The organism is Aquipseudomonas alcaligenes NBRC 14159 (genome assembly GCF_000467105.1).
GTDB classification, from domain to species: domain Bacteria; phylum Pseudomonadota; class Gammaproteobacteria; order Pseudomonadales; family Pseudomonadaceae; genus Aquipseudomonas; species Aquipseudomonas alcaligenes.
Genome location: NZ_BATI01000012.1, coordinates 14,123 through 26,549 on the forward strand (window position 1 = coordinate 14,123; position 12,427 = coordinate 26,549).

General features: G+C 63.8%; 13 protein-coding genes. 3 read left to right on the top strand and 10 right to left on the bottom strand.

Going from position 1 to position 12,427, the window contains the following annotated elements:
• Positions 1 to 7: 7 nt before the first annotated feature.
• Entirely contained in the window at positions 8 to 532 is a 525-nt protein-coding gene (locus PA6_RS08560) for a CsiV family protein (RefSeq protein ID WP_021700508.1), read from the top strand.
• Positions 533 to 589: 57 nt separating this feature from the next.
• Here PA6_RS08560 and PA6_RS08565 read toward each other — a convergent pair whose 3' ends face one another.
• From PA6_RS08565 to PA6_RS08580, 4 genes are read right to left on the bottom strand one after another with little or no spacing between them, the layout of a single operon-like run.
• Positions 590 to 1,327: an S-methyl-5'-thioinosine phosphorylase gene (locus PA6_RS08565; protein ID WP_021700509.1), complete on the bottom strand. Its 738-nt coding sequence runs from the start codon at positions 1,325 to 1,327 to the stop codon at positions 590 to 592.
• A gap of 13 nt (positions 1,328 to 1,340) precedes the next feature.
• Positions 1,341 to 2,339 carry a beta-N-acetylhexosaminidase gene (gene nagZ / locus PA6_RS08570; protein WP_115288036.1) on the bottom strand — a complete coding sequence of 333 codons (999 nt, stop codon included), beginning with the start codon at positions 2,337 to 2,339 and terminating at the stop codon, positions 1,341 to 1,343.
• 19 nt (positions 2,340 to 2,358) lie between these two features.
• Positions 2,359 to 2,883: a L,D-transpeptidase gene (locus tag PA6_RS08575; RefSeq protein WP_021700511.1), complete on the bottom strand. Its 525-nt coding sequence runs from the start codon at positions 2,881 to 2,883 to the stop codon at positions 2,359 to 2,361.
• 40 nt (positions 2,884 to 2,923) lie between these two features.
• Entirely contained in the window at positions 2,924 to 3,631 is a 708-nt protein-coding gene (locus PA6_RS08580; protein ID WP_021700512.1) for a TetR/AcrR family transcriptional regulator, read from the bottom strand.
• A gap of 243 nt (positions 3,632 to 3,874) precedes the next feature.
• On the opposite strand from PA6_RS08580, the gene lexA reads away from it, so the two are divergent.
• On the top strand, positions 3,875 to 4,486 hold the full coding sequence (gene lexA / locus PA6_RS08585) for a transcriptional repressor LexA (RefSeq protein ID WP_021700513.1): 612 nt from the start codon (positions 3,875 to 3,877) through the stop codon (positions 4,484 to 4,486).
• A 17-nt stretch (positions 4,487 to 4,503) separates the two neighbouring features.
• Complete coding sequence (gene sulA, locus PA6_RS08590) at positions 4,504 to 4,971, top strand: SOS-induced cell division inhibitor SulA (RefSeq protein ID WP_021700514.1); 468 nt, start codon at positions 4,504 to 4,506, stop codon at positions 4,969 to 4,971.
• Positions 4,972 to 5,020: 49 nt separating this feature from the next.
• On the opposite strand, the gene PA6_RS08595 is transcribed toward sulA, so the two are convergent.
• The 6 genes from PA6_RS08595 to fadB form a co-directional block, all read right to left on the bottom strand.
• A complete protein-coding gene (locus PA6_RS08595) occupies positions 5,021 to 5,254 on the bottom strand; it encodes a hypothetical protein (RefSeq protein ID WP_021700515.1) in 234 nt (77 codons plus the stop codon).
• A gap of 166 nt (positions 5,255 to 5,420) precedes the next feature.
• Complete coding sequence (locus PA6_RS08600; RefSeq protein ID WP_021700516.1) at positions 5,421 to 5,942, bottom strand: DUF6586 family protein; 522 nt, start codon at positions 5,940 to 5,942, stop codon at positions 5,421 to 5,423.
• 71 nt (positions 5,943 to 6,013) lie between these two features.
• Positions 6,014 to 8,623, bottom strand: a complete 2,610-nt coding sequence (gene topA / locus PA6_RS08605) for a type I DNA topoisomerase (RefSeq protein WP_021700517.1) — start codon at positions 8,621 to 8,623, stop codon at positions 6,014 to 6,016.
• Positions 8,624 to 8,713: 90 nt separating this feature from the next.
• On the bottom strand, positions 8,714 to 8,968 hold the full coding sequence (locus PA6_RS08610; protein WP_021700518.1) for a DUF1653 domain-containing protein: 255 nt from the start codon (positions 8,966 to 8,968) through the stop codon (positions 8,714 to 8,716).
• A gap of 62 nt (positions 8,969 to 9,030) precedes the next feature.
• Positions 9,031 to 10,206, bottom strand: a complete 1,176-nt coding sequence (gene fadA, locus PA6_RS08615) for an acetyl-CoA C-acyltransferase FadA (RefSeq protein WP_021700519.1) — start codon at positions 10,204 to 10,206, stop codon at positions 9,031 to 9,033.
• Between the two features lie 30 nt (positions 10,207 to 10,236).
• Entirely contained in the window at positions 10,237 to 12,384 is a 2,148-nt protein-coding gene (gene fadB / locus PA6_RS08620; protein ID WP_021700520.1) for a fatty acid oxidation complex subunit alpha FadB, read from the bottom strand.
• Between the last annotated feature and the right edge of the window lie 43 nt (positions 12,385 to 12,427).

Genomic DNA, 12,427 nt, shown 5'->3' on the forward strand with positions numbered 1-12,427 from the left:
CTGACCCATGCGCGTGCTTCGCCCCCTCCTGATGCTGCTCTGCCTGATGGCCCCGCAGGCCTTCGCCGACGGCCTGTTCCAGATCGAAGTGATCGTCTTCCGCCAGGCCGGCGAAGCGCTGTCCAGCAGCCAGCCGGCACCGGATGACTGGGCCGTGGGCGCCGCGCCCATCACCGGCAACGAGCGAGGCACCGCGCTGGACGGCGAGGCCGCCAAGCTCAATCCGGGCAATGGCTATGAAGTGCTGCTGCACAAGGCCTGGGCGCAGAACCTGACTGCCGCGCCGAGCAAGGCAGCACTGAGCACCGGCAACGAACAGTTCGGCCACTTCCCGGTGGAGGGCGTGGTGTCTTTGAGCGAACAGCAGCGCCTGATCGACCTGGAAGCCGACTTCTGGATCAACCGCTTCGACAGCGACGGCCTGCTCACCGGCAGCGAGCGCGTGCGGCAGAAGACCCGCCTGAAACCGAACGAGCTGACCTACCTGGACAACGGCAGCCTGGGCGTGCTGGTGAAGATCACCCAGCCCTGATCGCGCCACATGAAAAAAGCCCCGCACTGCGGGGCTTTTTTATTCCGGCCGGATGATTCAGGCGCTCAACACATGCCCGAGCACGGCACGCACCTTATCGATGCCGCGGGCCAGTTCGGCCTCGATCTCGGCCATGGTGATGATGCCGCTGGACTTGCCGGCCGCCGGATTGACCACCAGCGCCAGGCAGGCGTAAGGCAGCTCCAGTTCGCGGGCCAGAGCAGCTTCGGGCATGCCGGTCATGCCGACGATGTCGCAGCCGTCGCGCTCCATGCGGGCGATCTCCGCCACCGTCTCCAGGCGCGGCCCCTGGGTGGCGCCATACACGCCATGGCTGCTGTGCGGGTAGCCGAGCTCTTGCAATGCGGTGATCAGCTTGCCGCGCAGCGCTTCGTCATAGGGATAGCTGAAGTCGATATGGGTGACGTGATCGATCTCGCCCTCGAAGAAGGTGTGCGCCCTGCCCCAGGTGTAATCGATCACCTGGTGCGCCACACACAGGTGGCCGCTGCCCATGGCTGCGTGGATGCCACCCACCGCGTTGACCGCGATGATCGCCTCGGCGCCGGCCTGCTGCAGCGCCCAGAGGTTGGCGCGGTAGTTCACCTGGTGCGGCGGGATGCGGTGCGGATGGCCGTGGCGCGCGAGGAACAGCACCTCCTGGCCAGCGTACTCGCCGCGCAGCACCGGCGCAGAGGGCGCACCGTAAGGCGTATCGATGTTCTGCGCCTGCTTGAGGGTGAGGCCTTCCAGCTGGGTCAGGCCGGTGCCGCCGATGATGGCGTAGATGGTCATGCTGCTTCCTTAATCAATCGATCAGCTGCGCGGCGCGCAGCGCGGCAACGGCCTGCAGCCAGCGCGGCTGTTCGCGGTAGTCGGTACGGGCGAAGCCACGCCCGCGCATGCGTGCCAGGCCCTTGGGCGGCTGCACCTTGAGGCGCTGCAGGGCGCCAAGAGCCAGCTCAGCCGAGGCGCGGTCGTTGCACACCAGGCCCATGTCGCAGCCGGCGTTCAGCGCCGCTTCGATACGGCTGGCGGCATCGCCCACCACATGGGCGCCGGCCATGGACAGGTCGTCGCTGAAGATCACGCCATCGAAGCCCAGTTCGCCGCGCAGGATGTCCTGAAGCCAGCGCCGCGAGAATCCGGCCGGGCCGGCGTCCACCTGCGGGTAGATCACATGCGCCGGCATCACCGCCGCCAGCTGCTGGCTCAGGCGCTTGAACGGTACCAAGTCCCTGGCACGGATCTCGTCCAGGCTGCGCTCGTCCACCGGGATGGCCACGTGCGAATCGGCCTCAGCCCAGCCGTGGCCGGGGAAGTGCTTGCCGGTGGCGGCCATGCCCGCCGCATCCATGCCGCGGATGAAGGCACCGGCGAGGCGCGTGGCCAACTCGGCATCGCCCTCGAAGCTGCGGCTGCCGACCACGGCGCTGCGCTGGTGATCCAGGTCCAGCACCGGGGCGAAGCTGAGGTCCAGGCCCACGGCCAGCACCTCGGTCGCCATCAGCCAGCCACAGTGCTCGGCCAGCTGCTCGGCGTTGTCGTTGTCAGCCAGGGCGCGCATCGCCGGCAGGCGCACAAAGCCGTTGCGCAGGCGCTGCACGCGGCCACCTTCCTGGTCCACCGCCAGCAGCAGGTCCGGGCGCACGGCGCGAATGGAAGCGCACAGCTCGCGTACCTGGCGCGGATCTTCGATATTGCGGGCAAACAGGATCAGGCCGCCCACCTCGGGCTGGCGCAGAATCCGGCGGTCCTCGGCGGTCAGCCAAGTACCGTGGATGTCCAGCATCAGGGAACCAAACAGGGTCGTCACAGAGAAGTCCTTAAACGAGATCGGCCGCTGCCCACTGCGGGCACGGCGCTTCGTCGATCATCACCGCGCAGTGAGAGGGCACGCGGGGAAAGAGGTTCAACAGGTCGGCGTTGCGCAGACGCACACAGCCGTGCGACAGCGGCACACCCATGGGTTGATTGTCCGGCGTACCGTGCAGATAGATGTAGCGGCGGAAAGTATCGACCTGACCCAGGCGATTGCGACCGGGCTCGCAGCCGCTGAGCCAGAGGATGCGGGTGAGGATCCAGTCGCGACCCGGGAACTGCGCCTCCAGCGCCTCCGACCAGACTTCGCCGGTCCAGCGTCGGCCGCGCAACACGGCGCCCTCGGGCAGGCCGTCGCCGATCTTCGCACGCACCTGATGGCGGCCGCGCGGCGTGCAGTTCGAACCGCTCTGCTCGCCCGCCCCGTTCAACGCGGTGGAAACCAGCAGGCGCACGACCAGCTGCCCGTCGGTAAATCCGTACAGGCACTGGTCGGCGATGGATATATGCAGAAGGTCGAGCGGGCGCATGGGCGGCTAGCTTAGCCCATCGGCCCGCACGGGCACAGCCTCAGACGGCCTTGGCGGCTACCTGCGCCTTGCTGCGCGGCTTGAACTGGGCGTTGGCCAGCGCCTCGTCGGTCACGCCGCTTTCGGCGCGCATGCCGGCGGCAAGGAACGGCACCATCAGGCGCATGACCTGCTCGATCGAGGTATCCACGCCGAAGTCGTTCTCGGCGATGGCGCGCAGGGCCTTGATACCGGACATGCTGAACGCCGCGGCGCCGAGCATGAAATGCACGCGCCAGAAGATCTCCAGCGGCGGCAGCCTGGGCGCGACCTCGTTGAGCAACAGCATGTAGCGGCGGAAGACCTTGCCGTAGACCTCTTCCAGATACTTGCGCAGGTGTCCCTGGCTTTGACTGAACGCCAGGCCGAGCAGACGCATGAAGATCGACAGATCATTGCCACTGCGCGGTTTTACCGCCAGGGCCTGCTCCACCAGCATCTCCAGCAGCTCTTCGAGGCTGGGCTTGACCTCCGGCTTGGCCATGCGCCGGTCCAGCTCGCGCTCGAGACTGATGCAGAACGGCCCGAGGAAACGCGAGAACACCGCCTGGATCAGCGCCTTCTTGGAGCCGAAGTGATAGTTGACGGCCGCCAGGTTGACCCCGGCCTTGCTGGTAATCAGACGCAGAGACGTCTCGGCGAAGCCCTTCTCCGCGAACAGCTGCTCGGCAGCATCCAAAATGCGCTCAACAGTTTCTGATTGAGCCATGACACCCTCACCTGACAAACACTTGTTTGAAACATACGTTTCAGGCTATCCGCCTGTCAAGTCTGACAGGACCATTCATGGCTGGTCGGTCACGCATTTAACCATAGGCCAGATAGAGGAAATCCCAACCCACCCGCCAGGGTGGTGGGAATGGCCGTGCCACGCCTGGCCGCAAAGAAAGGTTGCCAGCAGAGAATCACTGTATATAATCACAGCAACTGTATAAACAGACAGACCGCCAGCATGCTCAAACTGACGCCGCGACAATCCGAAATCCTCGCCTTCATCAAACGCTGCCTGGAAGACAACGGCTACCCGCCGACACGCGCCGAGATCGCTCAGGAACTGGGCTTCAAATCGCCCAATGCCGCCGAGGAGCATCTCAAAGCCCTCGCCCGCAAGGGCGCGATCGAGATGACCCCGGGTGCTTCCCGCGGCATCCGCATCCCCGGCTTCGAACCGGCCGCCAATGAAGAGGAAGGCCTGCCGGTGATCGGCCGTGTCGCTGCCGGCGCACCGATTCTCGCCCAGCAGAACGTGGAAGACTCCTGCAAGATCAACCCGGAGTTCTTCCATCCCAAGGCCGATTACCTGCTGCGCGTGCGCGGCATGAGCATGAAGGACATCGGCATCTTCGACGGTGACCTGCTGGCCGTGCATACCACCCGCGAGGCCCGCAACGGCCAGATCGTGGTGGCACGCATCGACGACGAAGTCACCGTCAAGCGCTTCCAGCGCAACGGCAACAAGGTGCTGCTGATCGCCGAGAACCCGGAGTTCGCGCCTATCGAGGTGAACCTGGAAGAACAGGATCTGGTGATCGAAGGCCTGAGTGTCGGCGTGATCCGCCGCTAAGTATCAAGGAGAGCTTCATGCAGTTCCCGCAGTCGCTGAATCGTTCGCAACTTCCGCTGTTTGAAGCTTTCCTCGGCACCCACCTGCCACTGCTCGACGAAGCCGTGCAGTCGCCCTGGCTCGACGAGCCGGAACCCTTCAGCGAACTGCGCCTGTCCGGCTCGCTCGGCAACTGCCGGCACCTGCTCGGTCCGGTGCTGCGCGAACTGAGCCTGAACCAGGACGCCCGCTGGCTGACCCTGGTCGCTCCGCCAGCCGCGATCACCAACGCCTGGTTACGTAGCGCCGGGCTCAATCTCGATCGACTGCTGGTGCTGCAGCCGCGCGCCGGCCAGGATGCTCTGGAGCTGGCTCGTGAGGCCTTGCGCCTGGGCCGCAGCCATACCGTGGTGAGCTGGATCAGCCTGCTACCCGGCCAGCGAGCCAGCCTGAGCAGTGCGGCCCGCCTGGGTAGCGCGCAGAGTCTGAATATCCGTCTGGATTGAGGCGTTTCGGAGCAAGGCTTCAGAGGGCCATGGGCGGCCCGTCAATCGATCAGTGCAGCACGCGCGGCTGCTCATCCTGCTCGATATCGCCTTCGGCCAGGCGGCCGGCCATCTGCACGCCGACATTGAGCATGGCCTTGGCCACTTCGACATGATGGCCCTGCAGGAAAGCCTTGGCATCCGCCGAGAAGTCCAGCGTCACCAGCACTTCTTCATCCTCGGCGCGGCGCAGAATGATGCGCCCATCGGGCAGTTCGACGATTTCGAGGAAGGAAGTGGACATGGTGCGGTTCTCCTAGCAGGACGCCAGTGTAACAGTACCCGCCCTCAGGCCCTAGCCCGGTAGCCGCAAACGGCCCCGGGGCAAGCCGCATTGCAGCTGCACTGATTACCGAAGATATGCATTCCAGAGGCCGGCGTGTCGCCATGCAAGCGACCCGCCGCGAATCTCAGCACTCGCTGAGCGACTCCCGGTAACGCAGTACCAGCTGCTTGAGCTGCTGGCGCCAGCTCTCCAGCTCGGCGTACCCCAACTGCGGCGCCTCTTCTGGCTCCAGGCTGACCGTCTGGATCAGCGGCAGGGTCGGGTCCACCTTGGCCGTCTTCGGCGCCTGCGGCGGCAGGAACAGCGCGGCATGAGCCGCCAGCAACTGCGCCAACCAACTCTCCGGCTGAGCCGCGATTTCCATCAGCTCGGCAAGCTCGGGCGTCGGGGAGCGCTGCAGGACGTCCTGATTCAGCAGCAGCTCGACGCGAGGGGCGCGCGCTTCAGCCAGCTTGTAGTAGTCGGCAATCTCGTGGCACAGCGCCAGTACCGCGCCATGCAGATGGAACAATACGGCCTCACGTTCGGCCTGCATCAGCGCCTGGGCATTCACGGCCTCGCCGGCCTCGGCTTTGCGCAGACTCTCCAGCGCCAGGCCGGCGAAGAAGATCTTCTGATTGGTACGGGTATAAGGCTCGTGAGCCATGGCCTACTCCTCGACTGCGAGAGCGGAACATGCCGGGTGCATCAGCACCCGGTATCAGAGGGCAACAGAGATCAGCGCTTGTCTTCGACCTTCCACTTGCCGCCATCGAAGAAGGCGCGCCAGCCGGTGGGCTTGCCGTCCACCTCGCTCTGCACATACTGCTCCTTGGTCTTGCGGCTGTAGCGGATCACTGCCGGACGGCCATCAGGATCCTTGGCCGGAGCAGCCAGCAGGAAGTGGTACTTGGGATCGATCTCGTCCTTGTGCGGGATCAGCTCCAGCACCAGCGGCGCACGGGTCTCACGGTTCTTGGGGAAGCCGCTGGCGGCGAGGAACAGGCCGGAAGCCCCGTCACGCAGCACGTAGGTGTCGTCGACCTTCTCGCACTTGAGCTCCGGCATCGGCACCGCATCCATCTTCGGCGGCGCCGCCTCGCCATTCTTCAGCAGCTTGCGGGTGTTCTTGCAGCTGGCATTGGTGCAACCGAAGAACTTGCCGAAACGCCCGGTCTTCAGCTGCATATCGCTGCCGCACTTGTCGCATTCCAGGCTCGGACCTTCATAGCCCTTGATGCGGTACTGGCCCTGCTCGATCTCGTAGCCGGCGCAATCCGGGTTGTTACCGCAGATATGCAGCTTGCGGGTCTCATCCAGCAGATAGGCATCCATCGCGGTGGCGCAGATCGGGCAGCGGTGCTTGCCCAGCAGCACGCGCGATTCGGACTCACCCTCGTCGTCCGCGGCGATCTCGTCGCCCGGGATCAGGTTGAGGGTAGCCTTGCAGCGCTCTTTCGGCGGCAGCGCATAGCCCGAACAGCCGAGGAACACGCCGGTGGAAGCGGTGCGGATCATCATCGGCCGGCCGCAGTCACGGCAGGCTATATCGGTCGGGGTCGGCTGATTGGCACGCATGCCCTTGTCCGCCGTCTCGGCCACTTCGAGCTTCTTCTTGAAGTCGCCATAGAACTCGTCGAGCAGGTGCTTCCAGTCGCGCTCGCCCTGGGCCACGTCGTCCAGATGCTCTTCCATGGCGGCGGTGAAGCCGTAGTCCATCAGGTTGGCGAAGCTCTCGTCGAGGCGCTCGGTGACGATGTCGCCCATCTTCTCGGCATAGAAGCGCCGGTTGTGTACGGTGACGTAGCCACGCTCCTGGATGGTGGAGATGATCGCCGCATAGGTGGACGGGCGGCCGATGCCGCGCTTCTCCAGCTCCTTGACCAGACTGGCTTCGGAGAAGCGCGCCGGCGGCTTGGTGAAGTGCTGGCTAGGGTCGAGCTTGAGCAGCTTGAGCGCTTCGCCTTCCTTCATCTCCGGCAGTACGTCGTCTTCGCCCGGCTTGCTCTGTTGCGGCAGCACGCGGGTGTAGCCGTCGAACTTGAGGATGCGGCCCTTGGCACGCAGTTCGAAGCCACTGGCCGCCACGCTGACGCTGGTGGACAGGTATTCGGCCGGCGGCATCTGGCAGGCCACGAACTGGCGCCAGATCAGCTCGTACAGGCGCTCGGCGTCACGCTCCATGCCGGACAGCTGGGTCGGGCGTAGGTTGACGTCGGACGGGCGGATCGCCTCGTGCGCCTCCTGGGCGCCCTCCTTGCTGGAGTACAGGTTCGGCTTGGCCGGCAGGTATTTCTGGCCGAACTCGTTGTCGATGAAGCCGCGCACCATGTCGATGGCGTCGTTCGACAGGTTGGTCGAGTCGGTACGCATATAGGTGATGTAGCCCGCCTCGTACAGACGCTGGGCCATCATCATGGTCTTCTTCACGCCGAAGCCGAGACGATTGCTCGCCGCCTGCTGCAGGGTGGAGGTAATGAAGGGCGCGGACGGTTTGCTCGAGGTCGGCTTGTCCTCGCGCTTGACCACGCTGTAGCTGGAGGCCTTGAGCTTCTCCAGCGCCGCCATGGCCTGTGCTTCATTCAGCGGCTTGAAGGCCTCGCCGTTCTCGCGGACCACCTCGAAGCGCACCTTGTCGCTCTTGGCGGTGCCCAGGTCAGCGTGCACTTCCCAGTATTCTTCCGGGACGAAGGCGCGGATTTCCTTCTCGCGCTCCACCACCAGCTTCACCGCCACCGACTGCACGCGACCGGCGGAGAGGCCACGGGCGATCTTGGCCCACAGCAGCGGCGAGACCATGTAGCCCACCACGCGATCGAGGAAGCGACGTGCCTGCTGCGCGTTGACGCGGTTGATGTCCAGCTCGCCGGGCTGGGAGAAGGCCTCCTGAATGGCCTTCTTGGTGATCTCGTTGAACACCACGCGCTTGTAACGGCTGTCGTCACCGCCGATGGCCTCGCGCAGGTGCCAGGCGATGGCCTCTCCTTCGCGGTCCAAGTCGGTTGCGAGGTAGATGGTGTCGGCATCCTTGGCCAGGCGGCGCAATTCCTCGATCACCTTCTCCTTGCCGGGCAGGATCTCGTACTTGGCTTTCCAGCCATGCTCGGGATCGACGCCCATGCGCGCGAACAGCTGACGCTTGGCCTTCTCCTTGGGCGACAGGGCCGGCGCCTCGGCGGCCGCAGCCTTGCCGCGCTTTACTGGCTCCTTGTTGGCACTGGCGGAACCGCTGGTGGGCAGGTCACGAATATGGCCGATGCTCGACTTCACCACAAACTGGTTGCCCAGGTACTTGTTGATGGTCTTGGCCTTGGCCGGGGATTCCACGATGACCAGCGATTTGCCCATGGACTGGAGAATTCCTGAATACGAAAAAGAAAGAATAAGCGGCGGGAGCCTATCAAGGCACCGCTATATATAGTGGCTGCCGAGTTGCGGTCAAGCGCGATTCCCAGCAGCCCCCTGCCCGATCACTGCCGGTTCGGCCTCGATCAGAGCAAAGCGCGGCACCGTCTCGCCGTCCAGTTCGACCGTGCCACAGAACATCTCCAGTGGCCGCACCCACAGGCCGAAATCGCCATAGAGCGCCTGATAGACCACCAGCCACTCCTCGCTTTCCGAATGGCGCGCGGTACCGAACACGCGGTACTGCGGACCCTTGTAGTGGCGGTAGAGACCGGGTTGCAGTTGCATGGGAGTTCTCCTGAAAAACAAAAACCGGGGCACCAGGCCCCGGTCTTCGCATCGACTAACGCTTAGATGCGTTCGAAGATGGTGGTGATGCCCTGGCCGAGACCCACACACATGGTGGACACGCCCAGAGTACCGCCGTTCTGCTTCATCACGTTGAGCAGGGTGCCGGAGATACGCGCACCGGAGCAGCCGAACGGGTGACCCAGGGCGATGGCGCCACCGTGCAGGTTGACCTTCTGCTCCATCTTGTCGAGGAGTTTCAGGTCCTTCAGCACCGGCAGAGCCTGGGCGGCGAAGGCTTCGTTCAGCTCGACGAAGTCGATGTCGTCCATGGTCAGGCCGGCACGCTTCAGTGCCTTCTGAGTGGACGGAACCGGACCGTAGCCCATGATCGCAGGATCGACACCGGCCACCGCCATGGCGCGAACCACGGCCATCGGCTGGATGCCCAGATCCTGAGCGCGCTGGGCACTCATGACGATCATGCAGGAAGCGCCGTCGGTGATCTGCGAGGAAGTACCTGCAGTCACGGTGCCGCCTTTCGGGTTGAACGCCGGCTTCAGGGCCGCCAGGCTTTCCAGGGTGGTCTCCGGACGAATGGTTTCGTCGAAGTCGAACACCTTCAGGAAGCCGTTCTCGTCGTAGCCTTGCATCGGGATGATTTCATCCTTGAACTTGCCTTCGACGGTGGCCTTGTGCGCCAGACGGTGCGAACGCTCACCGAAGGCATCCTGCTGCTCGCGGCTGATGCCATGCATCTTGCCCAGCATCTCGGCGGTCAGACCCATCATGCCCGACGCCTTGGCGGCGTACAGGGACAGGTGCGGGTTCGGATCGACGCCGTGCATCATGCCAACGTGGCCCATGTGCTCCACACCGCCGACGACGAATACGTCGCCGTTGCCGGTCTGGATGGCCTGCACGGCGGTGTGCAGGGCGCTCATGGAAGAACCGCACAGACGGCTGACGGTCTGGCCGGCGCTGGTGTGCGGGATCTGGGTCATCAGCGACGCCATGCGCGCGATGTTCCAGCCCTGCTCCAGGGTCTGGTTGACGCAACCCCAGATCACGTCTTCGACTTCAGCCGGGTCCAGCTTGGTGTTACGCGCCAGGACGCCGCTGATCAGGTGTGCCGACATGGTCTCGGCACGGGTGTTGCGGTGCATGCCGCCCTTGGAACGACCCATCGGGGTACGACCGAAGTCGACAATGACTGCGTCTCTCGGATTCAGGCTCATATTTCTACTCTCGCTCTGTTCGCTGCGCGATTAACCGAAGAACTTCTGGCCCTTGGCGGCCATTTCACGAAGCTTGGCGGTCGGGTGGTACAGGGCGCCCAGCTCGGCGTACTTGTCGGCCAGGGCGACGAACTCGGCCACACCGATGGAATCGATGTAACGCAGAGCACCACCGCGGAAGGGAGGGAAGCCGATACCGTAGATCAGGCCCATGTCGGCCTCAGCTGCGGTTTCGACGATACCGTCTTCCAGGCAACGAACGGTTTCCAGGCACAGCGGGATCATCATGAAGTTGATGATGTCTTCGTCGCTCAGCTCACGCTGCTCGACGACGATCGACTTCAGCAGCTCGTAGGCGGCCGGGTCGGAGACTTTCTTCGGCTTGCCGCGCTTGTCGGTCTCGTAGGCGTAGAAGCCCTTGCCGTTCTTCTGACCCAGGCGATTGGCTTCGTACATCACGTCGACGGCGGTCTTGCCTTCAACGCCCATACGATCCGGGAAGCCTTCAGCCATCACGTCACGGCCATGGTGGCCGGTGTCGATGCCGACCACGTCGGACAGGTAGGCCGGGCCCATGGGCCAGCCGAACTTCTCCATGATCTTGTCGATGCGCACGAAGTCGACACCGAAGCCCAGCAGCTTGGAGAAGCCACCGAAGTACGGGAACAGCACGCGGTTGACCAGGAAGCCCGGGCAGTCGTTGACCACGATCGGGTTCTTGCCCATCTTCTTGGCGTAGGCCACGGTGGTGGCAACGGCCACGTCGCTGGACTTCTCGCCACGGATGACCTCAACCAGCGGCATCATGTGCACCGGGTTGAAGAAGTGCATGCCGACGAAGTTTTCCGGACGCTTGAGGGCCTTGGCCAGCAGGTTGATCGAGATGGTGGAGGTGTTGGAAGCCAGGATGGCATCTTCCTTCACCACGCCTTCCACCTCGGCCAGCACGATCTGCTTGACCTTCGGGTTCTCGACCACGGCTTCGACCACGATGTCGACGGCACCGAAGTCACCGTAGGACATGGTCGGGCGAATGGCGTTGAGGGCTTCGGCCATCTTGGCCGGAGTCATGCGGCCTTTTTCGACGCGCTTGCCGAGCAGCTTGGAGGCCTCGTTCAGACCCATCTGGATACCCTCTTCGCGGATATCCTTCATCAGGATCGGAGTGCCTTTGGAAGCCGACTGGTAGGCGATACCGCCACCCATGATGCCGGCGCCGAGTACGGCGGCCAGTTTCACGTCGCGGGCGATCTCGTCGTGCTGCTTGGCCTTCTTCTTCAGCTCCTGGTCATTCAGGAACAGACCGATCAGGCTTTCGGCAACGGAGGTCTTGGCCAGCTTGACGAAGCCAGCGGCCTCGACTTCCAGAGCCTTGTCGCGACCGAAGTTGGCGGCTTTCTGGATGGTCTTGATGGCCTCGACCGGAGCCGGGTAGTTCGGGCCGGCCTGGCCAGCGACGAAACCTTTGGCGGTTTCGAAGGCCATCATCTGCTCGATGGCATTGAGCTTGATCTTTTCCAGCTTGGGCTGACGCTTGGCCTTGTAGTCCAGCTCGCCGGAGATGGCGCGCTTGACCAGGTCCAGAGCGGCGTCCTTAAGCTTGGCAGGAGCGACGACGGCGTCGACGGCACCTACTTTCAGGGCGTCGGCGGCCTTGCTTTCCTTACCGGAAGCAATCCACTCGATGGCGTTGTCGGTACCGATCACGCGCGGCAGACGGACGGTGCCGCCGAAGCCCGGGTAGATGCCCAGCTTGACTTCCGGCAGGCCGATCTTGGCGCTCTCGGCGGCGACACGGTAGTCACCGGCCAGGCACATTTCGAAACCGCCGCCCAGGGCGATGCCGTTGATGGCGATAACGGTCGGAACGGCCAGGTCTTCGAAATCGCTGAAGATCTTGTTGGCTTCGAGGTTGCCGGCAACCAGCTCTTCGTCGGGCAGCTTGAAGTTGTCGACGAATTCGGTGATGTCGGCGCCGACGATGAACACGTCTTTGCCGCTGGTGACGATTACGCCCTTGATCGAACCGTCGGCCTTGATGGCATCCACGGACTGACGCAGCTCGGTCAGGGTGAGACGGTTGAACTTGTTAACGGACTCACCCTTGAGGTCGAAATTCAATTCGACGATGCCGCCCTCAAGAGCCTTAACCGTGATGGCTTTACCTTCGTAAATCATCAACTGATCTCCACGGTATGGAAGCTGAACTGTACACATCGGA